Raw genomic sequence first — 17363 nt, forward strand, 5'->3', positions numbered from 1 at the left:
TTTTGGATAAAGTATATTCAAGGAAGAAGGCCACTAAATTAGTGGCCTTCTTATTTGTTATAGATGAATCTAAATTAATTTAAGGTAAAGCTTAATCTAGCAAAAAGGAATCTCCCTCCAATACCAAACTGTTGTGCTCTTCTAGACCAATCAAATCGGCCATCACTTCTATTCCCATACTGTTCTTCAGCTCTATCAGGATAAATATCGAACAGGTTATTGGCACCTAAGGTAATGGTAAGCGATTCTGTAGCCTTATATCCAAGAGAAAGGTCGGTTACTAGTTTACTGCCAAAAACTTGTTGATTAGCAACTGTAGTGGTAGCTTCTGTGACCTCTCCGAAATATACATTTCTAAGGAAAACAACGAATTTATCAGAGGTTAGGCTATTAGATAAATTAATTTTAGTTCTAGGAACTGCTTCTTCCAAGTATACCCTACTATCTTCTGGGAAATAAGTACCTACTAATCCGGCATCGCTCAATATTTTAGAAGCATTAATTTCACCTACCTGTTTGGTTTTGGAAAAAGTACCTGCAAGATCAGATTTTAGCTTCCAATTGGCGCCTAAGTCTGCATCGTGGGTCACGACAACGTCTAAGCCCTTAGATTCGGTATCAATGGCGTTGGCAAAGAAAGATGCTGCCGTAGCATTGGCTTGTCTTAAGAGATTAAATAGCTCTAATTGTGCACCCGAATAGGAGGCGGGAACCCCTCCGGTACCTGTTCCAGCATCAGCAGTAGGTGCAAACTGACCAGTGTAGACCACTCGGTCATCTATAGATACAAAATAACCATCTACGGTTACTGTAATTCTAGCGTCTGGGAATTTGGCAGTAAGACCTAAACTAATACTTTGGGAGGTCTCTTCCTTTAATTGTGGTATCCCTAAAAGTTTAGCTGCTCTACTATCGTTGGCAAAGGTTCCTACTTCCTGTGGATTACCTTCATTATCAAATATAGTAGAAGTGGAATTAAAGTTAATCTGATGCAGGGAAGGGGCCCTAAATCCGGTATTTAAAGCACCACGAATGTTTAAATTATCAGTAGCTTTAAACCTACTAGCCAATTTAAAATTGATAGTGGAGCCAAAATCGCTATAGTTTTCATAACGGGATGCAAAGCTTGCTAAAAAAGCTTCTGAAAAATCGGCTTCTATATCAAAATATCCAGCGACACTGCTTCGCCCTCTAGACAATTCGTTTTGTGGTGCAAATCCTGGAAATACTTGTGATCCTCCGGGTCTAGAGCTACCAAAGAAATCTTTAGAAGGTTGTTGGGAAGCTAGTGTAATCCTTTGTCCTTCTGTCGTATATTGCGTATAAGAAGCTTCTTCCCCAGCCATTATATCATAATTTTCAACTCTATATTCAGCTCCAAAAGCAATGTTTAGGCCAGACATCACATCATCAAAAAACTGAGATATATCTAGATTAGAGGTGTTTTGGGAAAAAGAAAATCCACCTGCATCGAACAAGGTAGGGGAAGCATTTTGCATAGAGGCATTAAAGGTGTTTCCTATGGTGTATAAAAAAGCATTCTTACCATAGGTGTTGCTTAAATCTACATTCCAATCTCCTATCATTCCTTTAATTCCCAATGAGAAAGATTGGTCTTTGATGTGCGAATTTATTTCTGGCAAAAACCCGTTAAGGTAGGCAGGGGTAAAGGTCCTGCTCTGATTAGGTAGTCTATAAAATCCTGCTGAATTACCGGTTCTAGCACTTATACCTGCAAATGAATACAGTTCTGTTCCCAAATCATCTAAAGGCAAAGAGAAATTAGCAAATAAACGACCTCCTCTAAGGGAAGACTGACCTACTCTCATATTAAAATCGCTTCTTTGTAATCCTCTAGCCGAAAGTTCTGCGGCGGTAGCGTCTGCACTTAGAATTGTTCTTAATTCTTCTTTAGTTGTTGCGCCATTACGATTAATTCCAGCCTGGTCTGCATATTGTATTACATCGGCTACATCATCATCCAATAATTTAAATATATCATATCCATCAGCATTTGCCACTCGTTCTACAGTATTGTACAAATTAAAGATTTCACCTTCCCATTCTTTCATTCTGCTGTACTCTTTTCGCACGTCAAAATCACCTGATAGGTTTATAAATCCACCATTATCGCCTAAGGGGATACCATAACTTGCTGCTACGTTAGTTGTTTCTCCATCTACACCTCCTGTTTGATCGTTGGCTTCTTTAGTGAAATGTGCACCAGTGGTAACGGTAGTAGTTAGTTCATTAACATTTTTGTTAAGAATTATATTAATTACCCCTGCAATAGCATCGGAGCCATATTGGGCTGCAGCACCATCTCTTAATACTTCTATACGTTGAATTGCCGAAGCAGGAATTGCATTTAGGTCCGTCCCTACACTTCCACGACCAAAGGTACCGTTTACGTTAATGAGCGAAGAGGTATGTCTCCTTTTACCATTAATAAGGACCAAAACTTGATCTGGGCCTAACCCTCTAAGAGAAGCTGGATCTATATGATCTGTACCATCAGAAATGGTTTGGGTATTGGAGGTAAAGGAAGGGGCCACATAATTCAGTATCTGATTTAAGTTGACCTGCGGAGCTACATTGTTTAACTCCTTCATATCTATTACGTCTACTGGAACTGTACTTTCGGTAGCCGTTCTATTAGGATTTCTAGACCCTACAATGATTACCTCTGATAGTGCTAAACCAGAATTTAGCGTAATATTCATCACTGTCTGATCTACTCTAAGCTGAAGGGTTTCAAATCCAATATAAGAAACCTTTATCATGTCTCCAATATTAGCCTCCAAGGTAAAATTACCATCAAAATCTGAGGTGGTACCAATAGTAGTTCCAACAACAACTATTGATGCCCCAGGTAATGGCGCCCCCTCTTCGTCAGCAACTGTTCCAGTAATCTGGGCATTGGTAAGTGCAATTGCTCCTAATAATAAAACAATTAATGTTAAATAATTCTTTTTCATAATTGGGTTGTTTATTGGTTATTGTTTTAAAAGTTAAGAATTTTTAACCTATCATTTATTAAATAAGAGGAAAAACTATAATCACTTATAAACATAAACCTATTTATTATGAAATAGTTAGCGGTATTTATTGCCCACTTATCACTTAAATAATGCTAGTACTTCTGTGATTGTTTTGCTTTAGTAAGTTACTTGTTTACCGAAATAAGAAAGGAAAGAAGTAATACTATTTGATTTATTTTTTGGAGAAAATAAAAATACTTTTATAGCGCTTCATAAATTGAATTACATAGCGTATCTTTGTTAAAGTACCATGGGTAGTAGAAGCTCTTAAATCTACGTTTTTTGAAAGACTATTCTTGTAAAAATACAATGTTTGGTTTTAGAACATCTCCCCCTCATGGAATATTTTAATAATAACTAAATTTAGGAATGGCAAAATCGCAACAGACGTATAATAAAAGCGAAAAAGAAAAAAAGCGTTTAAAGAAGAGAGAAGAAAAGCAAAAGAAGAAATTAGCCCGAAAAGCTGAGGCAAAAGAAAACCCAGGAATTCAGTTTGCCTACGTTGACCACGATGGTAATTTAACCGACACTCCACCAGATCCATCCGAGAAGGTAGAAATAGATGCTTCTACGATAGAAATAGGTATCCCTAAGAAAGAAGAGGGTGATGTAGAGGAATTTGATCCGGTAAGAAATGGAAAAGTTTCCTTTTTTGATCATTCTAAAGGATTTGGATTTATCATCGATTCTGAAAATAACGAAAAATATTTTACTCACGTTAGCGGCTTAATTGACGAAATAACGGAAAATGATAAGGTCTCTTTTGAACTTGAAAAAGGAATGAAAGGGATGAACGCAGTAAGAGTAAAGAAAATTTAATCTTCAAGTTTTTACTTCATAAAAGAATATTCGGAATAGCATAGGAACTATATTTTTATATAAATAATATGTTATTCCGAAAATCCTTCTTGGATTACCCAAAATATCTAGTAACTATCCTAAGCCAAATATTAACGAAAGGGCTAAGAGTCCACGTAGTTACACAAAGCCCTTTTCATAAAGTTATAGGGGCTTAATTTTTTTTCTACCTAGAAATCACATCTATTTTTGGTTTAATAGCTATTTTGTTGTTTTAACAAACCTTAATACCCTACATTTTCTTCTAGTAATATCTCAATAATTAGTTTAAACCACCAAAACTTATTGGTAATGGTTTAAGAACTCTAGTTTTTTAGTTCTCTATAGTCAATTCTCTCCAAAATAAATTTTATCTTTTATCCCGTTTATTAAAGAGGTCATTTTCATATTAAAAAATTGAACATTATGAGTAAGGTTTTAAGATTAAAGCTAGTACTGCTTTTGCTGTTTTTAATAACAGTTGGGCATGCACAAAAATTAGAATCAACTGCCCCAGAGGAGGTAGGTATGTCTACCCAGAGATTAGATCGACTTTCTAAGGTGATGGAGCAATATGTGAAAGACGGTAAAATGGCCGGAAACGTAACCTTAATTGCGAGAAAAGGCAAGATTGTTTATCACCAAGCTTTTGGAAAAAGCGATATGGAATTAAACAAGGAAATGACTACAGATGCTATTTTTAGAATTGCCTCTCAGACCAAGGCTATTGTTAGTGTGGCTATAATGATACTTCAGGAAGAGGGTAAACTATTAATTGCCGATCCTATTGGTAATTATTTACCAGAATGGAACGAGACTACGGTAGCACAAAAGAAAGAGGATGGAGGATATGAAGTAGTACCAGCCCAAAGAAAAATCACTATCAGAGATTTATTGACACATACCGCAGGAATTGGGTATGGCCATGGCCCAGCAAAAGATGAATGGAAAGCCGCAGGCATTCAGAATTGGTATTTTGCTGATAGGAATGAACCTATTGCAGAAACTATTGCTAGAATGGCTAAACTACCCATGGATGCACAACCTGGAGAGCGATTTGTTTATGGGTATAATACCGATATCTTAGGCGTAATCGTAGAAAAAGTTTCTGGACAGTCTTTAGATCAATTTATAAAAGAACGGATTTTAGAACCTTTGGAAATGAAGGATACCTATTTCTATTTGCCCAAAAATAAATCGGACAGATTAGCTACTTCTTATATGGCTTATAGTGGAAAAGATTTGGAAAGGGCTCCAAACCCTGGATTGGGAGTGGGGCAGGGGCATTACGTTAAAGGGCCACGGAAAAGTTTTTCTGGAGGAGCCGGATTACTCTCTACCTCTTTAGATTATGCTACCTTTTTACAGATGATGCTAAATGGTGGAGCATATAATGGGAATCAAATTTTATCACCAAAAACAGTAGAGTTGATGATTTCAGATCACGTAGTGTCTAGGGATATTACCTACTCTGGAAGGAGTGGTTCCGGATTTGGTCTTGGTTTTTCTGTCACCAAAGACGTAGGTCAACGTGGGGTGCCAGGTTCTGTAGGAACGTATGAATGGGGAGGTGCTTATGGCTCTACTTATTGGGTAGATCCTGTAGAGGAATTAGTTGTTGTGTATTTTAAACAACTTATACCTACTAACGGAGTAGATGATCATGCTAAATTGCGAAATCTTGTGTACCAAGCAATTATAGAGTAGTAAGGTAAAAGCTTTTTTTTATGGCTTTTTAATCTTGAAATTGTAGTTATTAGTCATGAAAATAAACCTCTTAATATATTGACAAAAAGTAGAATACTAATTGTTAAGATTATGTAAATTACAATGGATTTCCCACATAATATTCTTTTAGGGAAACAATATCTCATAGTTTTGCAAAATAAATCAACTGTTTAAAATTAAGAGATTTAAGTTTTATGACTAGAGTAAAAGCAGATGACACGGTGAAAGTTCACTATACCGGAAAATTAAAAAATGGTCAAGTTTTCGATAGCTCTTTGGAAAGAGGCCCATTAGAAATTACATTGGGCAAAGGGATGTTGATTCCAGGGTTCGAAAAAGGGTTGTTGAATATGGAAGTAAAGGAAAAGAAAACTATTAGTGTCCCGAAAGAAGAAGCTTATGGTGATATAATAAACGAATTATTTCACGAAGTAGAATTGAACCAACTTCCTCCAGATATTAAACCGGAAATAGGGATGGGATTAACTGCTAAAAATGAAGATGGCACAGAGCATCATCTACGAATTACAGATGTTAAGGAACATAGCGTGGTATTAGATGCTAATCATATTCTAGCGGGTCAAGATTTGACGTTCGATTTAGAAGTAGTTGAGATATTATAAGTTAGATTTTAAAAGTAATAAAGAAAGACCTTTAGTTTATATTGAAGGTCTTTCTTTTTATAGCCTAATACTATATGAAGACTAGATTACAGAAGATTAATTTATTGCGTTCCTTTTAAAATTTCTAAGACTAACGCTTTGGTAAGAGGTTTACCATTTGCTTTAACCTTAATGTCATCAAAAGAAAATCTAAAATCACATCCATTACGGAAGTCGCTACAGCCGTAGGCAGACTTTCCCTTTACGATTTCTCCTTTATTACATTTAGGGCATATAGGAGTGTCATTAACCGGTGTGGTCTCCTTTTTAATTTTAGGTTCTAATATTAATTTAAACTGTTCGTCAAACCTTACCAAGCCCTCTACCTCATCGCCATCATTGGGTTTAAAACCTTTTAGGTTTACAGTGCACCCTTTCTTAAGCAACCTAATAAATTGGTTTTCGGAAATAGTTTTCCCATGGAAATTGAACGGCAACAAAAAATCACAACCCTTTTTATAGTCGCTGCACCCAAAAGCCGACTTCCCTTTTAAAAGCTTGCCCTCCTTACATTTGGGACAGCTTGAATTTTCAACACTTTTTTTCTTCTTGACCGTCTTTTTATTTTCTAACTTTTGTACGGTAGTTGTATGGGAAATGTTAGCGCGTTTGGTTTCGCTTCTAACTTCGTATACTAATTGGTCTACCATTCGCTTCATATTTTTTATGAAAGTTCCTGCAGTAAACTCGCCTTTCTCTATATCTTTAAGTTGCTTTTCCCACATACCTGTAAGTTCGGCCGACTTTAAAAGTTCGTTTTGAATGGTATCAATTAATTGAATTCCCGTGGGAGTGGGGAGTACTTGCTTTTTGTTTCTTTTTATATATTTACGCCTAAAGAGGGTTTCTATAATATTAGCACGTGTAGACGGTCTACCTATACCATTCTCTTTCATTAACTCCCGCATTTCGTCATCATCTACTTGTTTTCCGGCAGTTTCCATAGCCCTCAATAAGGTAGCCTCTGTAAACTGTTTGGGAGGTTTGGTTTGTTTCTCCAAAAAGGAGGGTTCGTGCGGACCTTTTTCACCTTTAACAAAGGTTGGTAATATTCCGGTTTCCTTTTTTCCCTTAGAATCTGATGTCTCGAAAACAACTCGCCATCCTTTTTTTAGGATTTCTTTTCCTGTGGTTTTAAAGTTAATGGTGGTTACTTTCCCAATAACAGTAGTATTAGAAACTTCGCAATCTTCATAGAAAACTGCTATAAACCGTCTCACAATACTATCATAAACCTGCTTCTGAGCAGGATTCATATTGATTTCTACTCCAGTAGGAATAATAGCATGGTGATCCGTAACCTTTTTATCATTAAATACCTTGGTAGACTTTTTTATTTTCTTGTCTAGTAGGGGAGTGCATAAATCTGAATACTGGCTTAAGTTTCTAAGGATTCCCCCAATTTTTGGATACATATCTGTGGGTAAAAAGGTGGTGTCTACCCTAGGATAGGTAACTGCTTTTTGCTCGTATAATTTCTGAACTATTTTTAATGTTTCATCTGCCGATAATCCAAACTTATTATTGCAGTGTACTTGTAATCCCGTTAGGTCGAATAATTTAGGTGCATATTCCTTTCCCTTCTTTTTGGTGATGGAAACAATCTCAAACTCATGCTCTTTTACCATGGCTGCCACTGCCTCACCTTCTTCCATCTTTAAGAAGCGTCCTTCTTCATAACTGAATACCGTTTCGCGATATAAAGTTTGCAATTCCCAATACGGCTGGGGCTTAAAATTCTCAATTTCTTTAAATCGGTTTACTACCATGGCAAGGGTAGGTGTCTGCACTCTACCAATAGACAGCATTTGCTTATATCCCCCGTGCTTTACAGTGTAAAGTCGTGTAGCATTAATACCTAATAACCAATCTCCAATAGCACGTGAAAAACCGGCGTAGTAAAGATGGTCATAATCTTCGGAGGGTTTTAATTTTGTAAACCCTTCCTTTATTGCTTCTGTAGTTAGAGAGGATATCCATAGTCGCTTTACTTCTCCCTTATAGTTAGCCTGGTTTAGAACCCATCGTTGAATCAGTTCTCCTTCCTGACCAGCATCCCCGCAATTGATAACCAATTCGGCTTTATCAAACAGCCCTTTTACAATTTTGAACTGTTTTTGAATACCCTCGTTCTCTACTACCTTAGTTTTAAACTTTTCTGGCAGCATAGGTAAGTTGTTGAGATCCCAACTCTTCCAATGTGGCTTATAATCATTGGGTTCATATAAGGTACAAAGATGCCCGAATGTATAGGTAACGGCATAGCCATTTCCTTCAAAATAACCATCATGTTTGGTATTGGCACCTAAAACTTGGGCAATTTCTCTAGCAACACTTGGCTTTTCTGCAATACAGACCTTCACTTTTAATTGATTTTTTTAAGTCGTGCAAAGTACTCAATTTTAACCTAACCTCTAGTACTTCATCTTGTAACAACTAGAATTGACCCACATATTTTAGATAAAAATAAATCAACCACTAACATTCCATAGGCTAATAAATCAAAAAGGTTTAGCATGCTTTAAATTCTATATGGGCTATAAGCAGAGTTTTTATTTGAAAAATTTAACAGAAGAAATAACTTATGGCTTTTCCTTTAATCGTAATATTGCAATAGAGTTATATCTATCAAGGGAAAGTTATAAAACTGAAAAATATATAAAGATGAAATTAGAAGAAATAAAAGCACATTTAAAAACCTTGGAAACTATCGCTTTCCAACTACCTAACGGACAATTTGTACCAAGTCATTTTCATGTTACTGAAGTGGGTAAGGTTCATAAACATTTTATAGATTGTGGTGGAAAAGTTAGAATAGAAGAGGTTATTAATTTTCAACTTTGGGAAGCCGATGATTACGATCACCGAATTCATCCAGAAAAATTGATTCATATTATTGAACTTTCTGAAAAAACTTTAAACCTAAAAAATCAAGAAATAGAAGTAGAATACCAAGGGAAAACCATAGGGAAATATGGGTTGGAATTTAATGGTACTCATTTCTTGCTAACTAATAAGCAGACAGATTGTTTAGCAAAGGATAATTGCGGTGTCCCAGAGAGCAAACCTAAGGTGCAGTTAAAAGAGTTAGCAACAAATCAGCAATCTTCTTGTGCTCCAGGTTCAGGCTGCTGTTAATTAAATATAATTCAACATGTTATTCCACAAGATAACGGGATTTGTAGAAAGCTTAAACCCAGACTCCATCTTAGAGGAAAGGAAGTTATTGCTCCAACCTTTAATTAATCATTTGCAATCCTGTATTAGTAATGGGGAAATGATTAATCTAAATTTTATATGTACTCATAATTCTAGGAGAAGTCATCTAGCACAAATTTGGGGGCAAGCAATGGCATATCACTACAACATTAATAATCTATATTGTTATTCTGGGGGTACCGTTGCTACTTCAATTTACCCAATGGTTGTTAAAACCCTTGAAGATGCGGGTTTTGAGTTTACGAAACTAGGGGGTGATGAGAACCCAATATATGCTATAAAATTTGCACCTAATCAGCCACCAGTAATAGGATTCTCTAAAGCCTATAATCATAATTTTAATCCGAATTCTAAATTTACAGCGATAATGACTTGTTCCGAAGCCAATGAAGCGTGTCCTATTATTTCTGGAGCGGAAAATCGGATTCCGCTAACTTATGATGATCCTAAACTATTTGATGACACACCATTACAGGAAACAAAGTATCATGAGCGTAGTACTCAAATTACTACAGAATTATGCTATGTGTTTTCACAACTTAAAAGAGCGTAGTAAATATTGTTTCTGTTAAAACCAAGTAATTTCTATTTGCTTTGATTCGAATAAATCAAATGCTATATTTATAACGTATATCATTTTATTTAGACCTTATTTATGAAAAGTTTACTGCTTGGTTTTACTTTTGTTATTGCAGCATCGGTATGCAGCGCTCAAGAATCTATCTCTCTTTTTAATGGAAAGGATCTTACGGGTTGGCATGTAGATGTGCCACAAATGGACAATAATCCAAATGCAAGAAATCCTTTTATTGTTCGCAATAATCAATTGGTAAGCTTAGGTGAGCCTCAAGGACATTTAATAACGGATGACAACTATTCTAACTTTAGGTTAAAAGTGGAATACCGTTTTCCTGGGAAGCCAGGTAACTGTGGAGTATTAGTGTTTGCTTCAACCCCAAGATCACTTTATGATATGTTTCCAAAATCTATAGAAGTACAAATGATGCATGAGAATGCGGGAGATTTTTGGTGCATTGTTGAAGATATCACTGTAGATAATATGGAAGAGAAAAGAGGACCTAAAGCAGATTGGGGCATTACCGAGGGAAAACTACGTAGAATAAAAAAACTAACCGATGGATCTGAAAATCCTTTAGGGGAGTGGAATTATATGACTATTGAATGTTTAGATAATGAAATTAAAGTTTGGCTAAATGGCGATTTGGTAAACCATGGCTATAATGCTACGGCCAATAGTGGACAAATTGCAATACAAGCCGAAGGAGCAGAGGTGGAATTTAGAAAAGTGATGCTTACCCCCATAAAGGAATTAAGTGATAGTGAACCTCAATAGATGAAAATGAAATTTAAAGTTTAAAAAGGATCGATTAACCTATTAATCGATCCTTTTTAAGTTTTAGATAAATTATCCAATTAATGCCTTGTGGGCCTGCCCGTACCATAAATTTCAGTCGGACTTGCCCCGAGGTAGTTTATTCTATGCGGTATAATCATTTGGAAAATCCCCTTTTTTTAAATTGATAACAATGTTGTATCTTAAAAGGGTAAGTAGCAGCCTCTTTTCTAAATTTAAATGAAATGCGTATCCCTTATCTTTTAATATTAGGTTTTGGTATTTTTATTAATTCTGTTATAGTGGCACAAGAAAGCGAGGAGATAGAACGAATAAACATGGTTAATAGACAACTTATTGCGAGGGGAATAAAAGACCCTTCTACTTTGGAAGCTATGAGAGTGGTTCCTAGACATAAGTTTGTTCCTAATAAAATAGTTAAGCAGGCTTATAACGATCATGCTTTGCCTATCGGCAATGATCAAACCATTTCTCAACCATACATCGTTGCTTTTATGACAGAAAGCTTAAAATTAAGTCCAACAGACAAAGTCTTAGAAATAGGTACAGGATCTGGATATCAAGCAGCGGTTTTGGCAAAAATGGTATCCTCGGTATATACTATTGAAATAATTAAAAATTTGGCATATTCGGCTATAGGCCGTTTGGACTCATTGGGGTATAACAACGTTATGGTGAAATGGGGAGATGGTTATCACGGTTGGCCAGAAGAGGCCCCATTTGATGCTATTATGGTTACCGCTGGAGCCGAAGAAGTTCCAAAACCTCTAATCTCCCAATTAAAAAATGGTGGAAGAATGGTTATCCCTGTTGATGATAAAGATGGGGGGACCTATCTTATAAGATTAACAAAACACGACGAAAAGCTTAAGAAAGAGATTTTAGCTCCAGTAAGATTTGTTCCCTTTACCAGAGACAAAAGGAATCATTAGATTTCCACAATTTTGCAGTCAATAAGCTTTTCGGAGAAAGGACATAACCCTCAGTTATATTTCTATTTCATTTAAGGGCATCACTTCACCAGGAGTCAATTTGTCCAAACTTATATTTCCAATCCTAACCCGTATTAATCGCACAGTAGGGAATCCTACTGCTGCGGTCATCTTCCGTACCTGTCTATATTTACCTTCGGTGATAGTGATACTTATCCAAGAAGTGGGTCTATGTCTACCAATTCTAAGTTTAGAGTCTGGCTCAAATAAGATAGGAGATTCTTCTAAATATTGAAGCTTAGAGGGCTTTGTTGTATATTTTTTTCCATGAATTCCTATTTCAACCCCCTTTTCCAATAAAGCTATGGCTTCCTTAGTAATCTCTCCATCCAATTGTACATAATATTCCTTTTCTACTCCCATTCGATTAATGGTGTCACTGAGTTTACCATCTGTAGTAAGTAGTAAAAGTCCCTCCGATTTTTCATCTAGTCTTCCCACTGGCATAATATCCTGAGGAAAGGGATATAGCTCTCCCAAAAATCGTTTTTTTCTAGCTTCCTTAGTGTCGTTAGAAATGAATTGACTCAGTATTCCAAATGGTTTATAAATTTTATAGTGGGTGTAAGGTTTTAGAGTCATGGAAATAAGTAATAGCGAATTTAAAAAGGGAATATCTTTCCAAATTAGTAGCAAAGGTATAATGGAAAAGAGAAATATACTTCCAAATCTTATAGATAGTTAGTAATAATTTTATAATTTATTAGGCTGTATTTCATTTAGGATTTACTTTGAAAATTATAGTAGATTGGTTATTATTTCACCAAAGTTTGGACCACCTCAGAGATATTTGAATGTAGTAGTATGAAAAATTCAGAAAGACGGTTAAAAGAGTCAGGTATTCGCCCAACAGCCATGCGAATCTTAGTCCACCAATTTATGCAGAATCAAAGTTCCGCTGTGAGTTTAACAGCTGTGGAGGATAATTTTGTAAGATCGGATAGGACTACCTTATACAGAACTCTTAAAACTTTTGAAGAGAAATGTATTGTTCACCAAATAGATGATGGTACGGGAATTCCCAAATACGCACTTTGTAATCACGATGCGGATGAAGGGAAACACTCAGACCTGCACCTACATTTTCACTGTACCCAATGTAATCAAACAACCTGCCTCACCGAACATCGGATTCCAACAATTAACCTTCCAGATGGTTTTGTACCAGAAGACATTAATATGCTTGTAAAAGGCATATGCGATAATTGTAATTTGTAATTGCACTACCATTGCACGCACTTAAATGGTATTTTTGATTGAAACTAATAAAACTAATGGAAACTGTACAATCCCAATCAAAAAACAGTAGTACCGATCATCATGATCATGGAGGAATTTTCGGTGAGAAAACCGAATTATATTTTGCCATTATAAGTGGTTTCTTCTTCTTTTTGGGACTTATACTATCAAAATTAACACCCTTACCAGAATGGACCTCCCATAGCTGTTACATTGCAGCCTACTTTTTTGGTGGTTATTACACCTTATTGGAAGCAATCGTTAAAACTAGAAAAGGGGAGTTTGAGATTGATTTTCTAATGATTGCCGCCGCCATTGGAGCGGCTTATATAGATAGTTGGGCAGAGGGAGCATTATTGTTGTTTCTATTTAGTTTGGGACATGCTCTAGAACACCATGCTTTAAACAAGGCTACAAAATCTATTGAAGCATTGGGAGAGCTTTCTCCTAAGACTGCTTTGGTGAGAAAGGGGTCTACTACTGAAGTTGTTGCTGTAGAGGATTTAAAAATTGACGATATAATAATTGTAAAACCCAACAGTCAAATTTCAGCAGATGGAGTTGTTATTAAAGGGAGTAGTAGTGTAGATCAATCTTCCATTACCGGAGAGAGTATACCTATAGATAAAACGGCGATTGCTCCAAATACCAAACTCCCAAAGTTTGAAGAGATAGATTCCTCAAATGTTGTTTATACAGGTACCCTTAACGGGGATAATATAATAGAGGTTAAGGTATTAAAGTTAAGTAAGGATACCACTATTTCACGATTAGTAAAAATGGTAAGTGAGGTAGAGACCAAGAAATCACCTACTCAACTACAGACCAAAAAGTTTGAAAAATGGTTTGTACCTGCAGTTATCATAATGGTAGTTGCACTGTCTTTTGCGCACTTAGTAATAGAGGAAACAGTTAGGGAGAGTCTGTATAGGGCTATTAGCGTTCTAGTTGCTTCTAGTCCATGTGCCCTAGCAATTTCCACTCCTAGCGCCGTATTGAGTGCTATTGCAAGAGCCGCGAAAAAAGGGGTGCTAATTAAAGGAGGTCGTGCTTTAGAAGATTTGGGAAGCCTTCGGGTAATTGCCTTCGATAAGACTGGCACACTCACCGAGGGAAAGCCTAGGCTAACCAATATCATACCTATAAATGGGTTTGATAAAAATGAGTTTCTAGAAATGGTATTGGATGTAGAAAGTCTAAGTAATCACCCTTTGGCTAGAGCTATCTCAAAAGATATAAATTCGGAATACGGTATAGAAAACAAACATAGATCCTCTGATATTCAGGCTATTCAAGGGAAAGGGATCCGGGCACGCTATAACGGAGGAAATGTTTTCATTGGGAATGTAGAAATGATGAAAGATGCCAAAATTACAGTAGGTTCAGAAATACACCAGCAAATGGACGAATTGCTGCAATATGGAAATACGGTGATGTTGGTAGGCTACAATGAGACCTTAATTGGCTTAATAAGTGTTATGGACGTTCCTCGTAAATTGGCGTCTCAAACCTTAGCACGATTAAAGAAGATAGGAATTAAACAAATGATAATGCTTACTGGAGATCACCAAAGGGTGGGAGATTCTATTGCTAAGCAAATTGGCCTTACCGACGCCAAAGGGAACTTACTTCCCGAAGATAAGGTGAAGGCTATAGAAGAATTACAAAAAAACAATACCAAGGTCGCAATGGTAGGGGATGGAGTTAATGATGCACCAGCTATGGCCATTAGTACCGTAGGAATTGCTATGGGTGCAGCGGGAAGCGATGTAGCACTAGAAACCGCAGATGTGGCTTTAATGTCAGATAAAATACAAAGCCTTCCTTTTGTTATTGGACTGAGCCGTGAATCTAGACGTATTATTAAGCAAAATTTATGGATAAGTATGGGGGTTGTAGCCTTACTTGTACCTGCTACTATATTTGGATTTGCTAATATTGGCGTTGCTGTGGCAATCCATGAAGGCTCTACTCTTGTGGTTGTGTTAAATGCACTTAGGTTACTTCGTTACGATTTAAAGGAGTAGCAAATTCAACAGAGAAATCTAAATGCTTTGCTAAGATTAGATGGTATAAACTTCAAATTATCTTTCTACTATTCTTAGTGGAATTAGTTGTACCTTAAAAGCAACAAATAAGCTACCATTGGATTTACCCCTTTTTTATATTCAATGTTTTTTATAAAAATAAGAAGATGAGAACAATTAAAGCATTTGGCACAACAGCGGCTTCAGAACCACTAAAACCTATGGATATAGTACGGAGAGAGGTAGGTTTAAAGGATATTAAAATAGCAATTACTCATTGTGGTGTTTGCCATAGTGATATCCATACCGCTAGAAACGAATGGAATAACTCCAAATATCCGGTAGTTCCTGGTCATGAAATAATTGGTAAGGTAATAGGAGTAGGAGCTGATGTAACTCAATTTAAAGAGGGCGACTTAGTAGGAGTGGGATGTTTGGTAGATTCCTGTCACCACTGTCCGCCTTGCAATAGGCATTTGGAGCAGTTTTGTGAAAAGGGAGCTACCTTCACCTATAATAGCCATGATAAACATATTAAAGGTCAACAAACCTATGGTGGGTACGCTACAGAAGTGGTAGTAGATGAGCAATTTGTTTTGCGTATTCCGAAAAATATAGACCCTGCAGCAGCGGCTCCTTTATTATGTGCAGGGATAACCACCTGGTCACCTTTACGACATTGGAAGGTGAAAAAAGGCGATAAAGTAGGGGTTGTTGGCTTGGGAGGGCTAGGACATATGGGAGTGAAATTTGCCAATGCACTTGGTGCAAAAGTGGTCATGATTACCACCTCTCCAGAAAAGGCTAAAGATGCTAAATCCTTAGGGGCACATGAGGTTCTTATATCAAAAAATAAAGAGGAAATGGCAGCACATAATAATAGTTTCGATTTTATCCTTAACACCATTCCTGTTGGTCATGAAATGGACCCGTATATTGGCCTTCTTAAAATTGATGCCACAATGGTATTGGTTGGAGCAGTAGAAAACCTAAAGCCCTTTCATGGTGGCGGTATTATTGGAGGAAGAAAACGTATTGCAGGATCTTTAATAGGGGGAATTAAAGAAACTCAAGAGATGCTAGATTTTTGTGGAGAACACAATATTGTTTCTGATATTGAGCTTATTAATATGCAAGATATTAATAATGCCTATGATCGCGTTATTAAATCAGATGTAAAGTATAGGTTTGTAATTGACATGGAATCACTTAAGGATTAGCTTGTTAAGAATTACAAAGTCTCATAGACTATTTGGTTAAATAGTAAACCACCTAGGGCAAGCCCACCAGGCATTAAAAGAAAAAAAACGTATTGATTTCGAGGCCCGCCTGGAAGATTCGGGCAAGACAGCCTCGGAGCAACTTGCCTGACGGCAGTCAGGTTTAAATCTCGATTATCGAGTAAAAGTAAACCCTAGGCTAAGATTAGAGGACCGGTCAATATCGTTAACAGCAGGAAAGCTATTATAAGAGAAATTATAGAGTGCAGATAGGCTTATAACTTCGGTAAGCGGTAATTCTGCTTTCATCTGCAATAGAATCCTGTGATTTCCAATATTATTGTACAAGGGCTGAAAATATATCGTTTCCGTAAGGTGTAAGGAAGTTTTCTTAAAGGAATGCGTGGCAGATAAGTAACTACTATTTCGGTGGTTATAAAAATGTGCTCCCGAGTCTGCGAGCTTTTCTATTTCATACATATAGGCATTTCCTAAGTATACCCTAGTTAATTCGGAAGAGACCAATTTTAATCGGATACCTACGCCAATCAGATTTCTGGAAACTATGGTGAGTTTCGTATTATTTTGATTCTGGATAAACGCCTCAACCCGGAATAATGAGGATAGTTTTTGATTGTATCGGATGTGAAAGAACCAATTATTTTGAAAGTCCTTATCCTTACTTCTAATGAGTTTATAATTACCTATAAAGAAAAAGATTTTTTTGAGGTCCCTAGATTTTAGTTGTGTGGTTACATTAGATCCCAATTGAAATAAATAATCTCCATTGTTATCAGTGTAATCAAACAACAAATCGCTTTTCAATGCAAAACGTATGGAATCACTTTGCATACGTTTAGATTCTATATTTACCAACTGTGCATTTACGTTATTTCCTAGTAAACACACTATCGTAATAAATAACACTTTAAAAAGGTTGGGTTTATATGTTTTGGTCATTTTCATTCTTTATAGATTTCTACGGCTTCCAACTATCATTAGTTAAAGGTAACCTATAGG

At 36.4% G+C, this 17363-nt stretch carries 14 protein-coding genes; 10 read left to right on the top strand and 4 right to left on the bottom strand.

From position 1 onward, the window contains the following. Positions 1-74 precede the first annotated feature (74 nt). A complete protein-coding gene (locus H344_RS0102915; RefSeq protein ID WP_026808915.1) occupies positions 75-2978 on the bottom strand; it encodes a TonB-dependent receptor in 2904 nt (967 codons plus the stop codon). A 432-nt stretch (positions 2979-3410) separates the two neighbouring features. Between H344_RS0102915 and H344_RS0102920 the strand changes: the two genes are divergently transcribed. The 3 genes from H344_RS0102920 (at position 3411) to H344_RS0102930 (ending at position 6232) form a co-directional block, all read left to right on the top strand. Then, positions 3411-3863: a cold-shock protein gene (locus H344_RS0102920; protein ID WP_026808916.1), complete on the top strand. Its 453-nt coding sequence runs from the start codon at positions 3411-3413 to the stop codon at positions 3861-3863. 444 nt (positions 3864-4307) lie between these two features. Continuing rightward, positions 4308-5588 (top strand): serine hydrolase domain-containing protein, encoded by a 1281-nt coding sequence (locus tag H344_RS0102925; protein ID WP_034256072.1) that lies wholly within the window; start codon positions 4308-4310, stop codon positions 5586-5588. Positions 5589-5803: 215 nt separating this feature from the next. After that, the gene (locus tag H344_RS0102930; RefSeq protein WP_026808918.1) at positions 5804-6232 is read left to right on the top strand and encodes an FKBP-type peptidyl-prolyl cis-trans isomerase; all 429 of its coding nucleotides are present in this window, start codon (positions 5804-5806) and stop codon (positions 6230-6232) included. 101 nt (positions 6233-6333) lie between these two features. Here the strand turns inward: H344_RS0102930 and H344_RS0102935 are convergent, their stop codons facing one another. Then, positions 6334-8634 (bottom strand): type IA DNA topoisomerase, encoded by a 2301-nt coding sequence (locus tag H344_RS0102935; RefSeq protein WP_026808919.1) that lies wholly within the window; start codon positions 8632-8634, stop codon positions 6334-6336. Positions 8635-8935: 301 nt separating this feature from the next. Here H344_RS0102935 and H344_RS0102940 point away from each other — a divergent pair, with 301 nt between their 5' ends. From H344_RS0102940 to H344_RS0102955, 4 genes are all read left to right on the top strand, one after another. Beyond that, positions 8936-9409, top strand: coding sequence for a DUF6428 family protein (locus tag H344_RS0102940; protein WP_026808920.1), 474 nt, complete (start codon positions 8936-8938; stop codon positions 9407-9409). A gap of 16 nt (positions 9410-9425) precedes the next feature. Next, a complete protein-coding gene (locus H344_RS0102945; RefSeq protein ID WP_026808921.1) occupies positions 9426-10043 on the top strand; it encodes a low molecular weight phosphatase family protein in 618 nt (205 codons plus the stop codon). A gap of 102 nt (positions 10044-10145) precedes the next feature. Continuing rightward, the gene (locus H344_RS0102950) at positions 10146-10844 is read left to right on the top strand and encodes a 3-keto-disaccharide hydrolase (RefSeq protein WP_026808922.1); all 699 of its coding nucleotides are present in this window, start codon (positions 10146-10148) and stop codon (positions 10842-10844) included. Positions 10845-11089: 245 nt separating this feature from the next. Continuing rightward, positions 11090-11797: a protein-L-isoaspartate(D-aspartate) O-methyltransferase gene (locus tag H344_RS0102955; protein ID WP_026808923.1), complete on the top strand. Its 708-nt coding sequence runs from the start codon at positions 11090-11092 to the stop codon at positions 11795-11797. A gap of 54 nt (positions 11798-11851) precedes the next feature. Here H344_RS0102955 and H344_RS0102960 read toward each other — a convergent pair whose 3' ends face one another. Continuing rightward, on the bottom strand, positions 11852-12439 hold the full coding sequence (locus H344_RS0102960) for a pseudouridine synthase (RefSeq protein WP_026808924.1): 588 nt from the start codon (positions 12437-12439) through the stop codon (positions 11852-11854). A 222-nt stretch (positions 12440-12661) separates the two neighbouring features. Here H344_RS0102960 and H344_RS0102970 point away from each other — a divergent pair, with 222 nt between their 5' ends. From H344_RS0102970 to H344_RS0102980, 3 genes are all read left to right on the top strand, one after another. Then, positions 12662-13075: a Fur family transcriptional regulator gene (locus H344_RS0102970; protein ID WP_026808925.1), complete on the top strand. Its 414-nt coding sequence runs from the start codon at positions 12662-12664 to the stop codon at positions 13073-13075. A 56-nt stretch (positions 13076-13131) separates the two neighbouring features. After that, positions 13132-15123, top strand: a complete 1992-nt coding sequence (locus H344_RS0102975) for a heavy metal translocating P-type ATPase (protein WP_026808926.1) — start codon at positions 13132-13134, stop codon at positions 15121-15123. 167 nt (positions 15124-15290) lie between these two features. Then, a complete protein-coding gene (locus H344_RS0102980) occupies positions 15291-16343 on the top strand; it encodes an NAD(P)-dependent alcohol dehydrogenase (protein WP_026808927.1) in 1053 nt (350 codons plus the stop codon). A 174-nt stretch (positions 16344-16517) separates the two neighbouring features. On the opposite strand, the gene H344_RS0102985 is transcribed toward H344_RS0102980, so the two are convergent. Beyond that, positions 16518-17303, bottom strand: a complete 786-nt coding sequence (locus H344_RS0102985) for a DUF481 domain-containing protein (protein WP_169514944.1) — start codon at positions 17301-17303, stop codon at positions 16518-16520. Between the last annotated feature and the right edge of the window lie 60 nt (positions 17304-17363).

This window comes from Arenibacter latericius DSM 15913, from assembly GCF_000424985.1.
GTDB classification, from domain to species: domain Bacteria; phylum Bacteroidota; class Bacteroidia; order Flavobacteriales; family Flavobacteriaceae; genus Arenibacter; species Arenibacter latericius.

Bases quoted from the DNA above. Each gene is read 5' to 3' on its own strand.
- H344_RS0102930 (WP_026808918.1), top strand. From the start codon at position 5,804: ATGACTAGAGTAAAAGCAGATGACACGGTGAAAGTTCACTATACCGGA.
- H344_RS0102920 (WP_026808916.1), top strand. From the start codon at position 3,411: ATGGCAAAATCGCAACAGACGTATAATAAAAGCGAAAAAGAAAAAAAG.
- H344_RS0102970 (WP_026808925.1), top strand. From the start codon at position 12,662: ATGAAAAATTCAGAAAGACGGTTAAAAGAGTCAGGTATTCGCCCAACA.
- H344_RS0102945 (WP_026808921.1), top strand. From the start codon at position 9,426: ATGTTATTCCACAAGATAACGGGATTTGTAGAAAGCTTAAACCCAGAC.
- H344_RS0102960 (WP_026808924.1), bottom strand. From the start codon at position 12,439: ATGACTCTAAAACCTTACACCCACTATAAAATTTATAAACCATTTGGA.
- H344_RS0102925 (WP_034256072.1), top strand. From the start codon at position 4,308: ATGAGTAAGGTTTTAAGATTAAAGCTAGTACTGCTTTTGCTGTTTTTA.
- H344_RS0102950 (WP_026808922.1), top strand. From the start codon at position 10,146: ATGAAAAGTTTACTGCTTGGTTTTACTTTTGTTATTGCAGCATCGGTA.
- H344_RS0102985 (WP_169514944.1), bottom strand. From the start codon at position 17,303: ATGACCAAAACATATAAACCCAACCTTTTTAAAGTGTTATTTATTACG.
- H344_RS0102975 (WP_026808926.1), top strand. From the start codon at position 13,132: ATGGAAACTGTACAATCCCAATCAAAAAACAGTAGTACCGATCATCAT.
- H344_RS0102980 (WP_026808927.1), top strand. From the start codon at position 15,291: ATGAGAACAATTAAAGCATTTGGCACAACAGCGGCTTCAGAACCACTA.
- H344_RS0102940 (WP_026808920.1), top strand. From the start codon at position 8,936: ATGAAATTAGAAGAAATAAAAGCACATTTAAAAACCTTGGAAACTATC.
- H344_RS0102955 (WP_026808923.1), top strand. From the start codon at position 11,090: ATGCGTATCCCTTATCTTTTAATATTAGGTTTTGGTATTTTTATTAAT.
- H344_RS0102915 (WP_026808915.1), bottom strand. From the start codon at position 2,978: ATGAAAAAGAATTATTTAACATTAATTGTTTTATTATTAGGAGCAATT.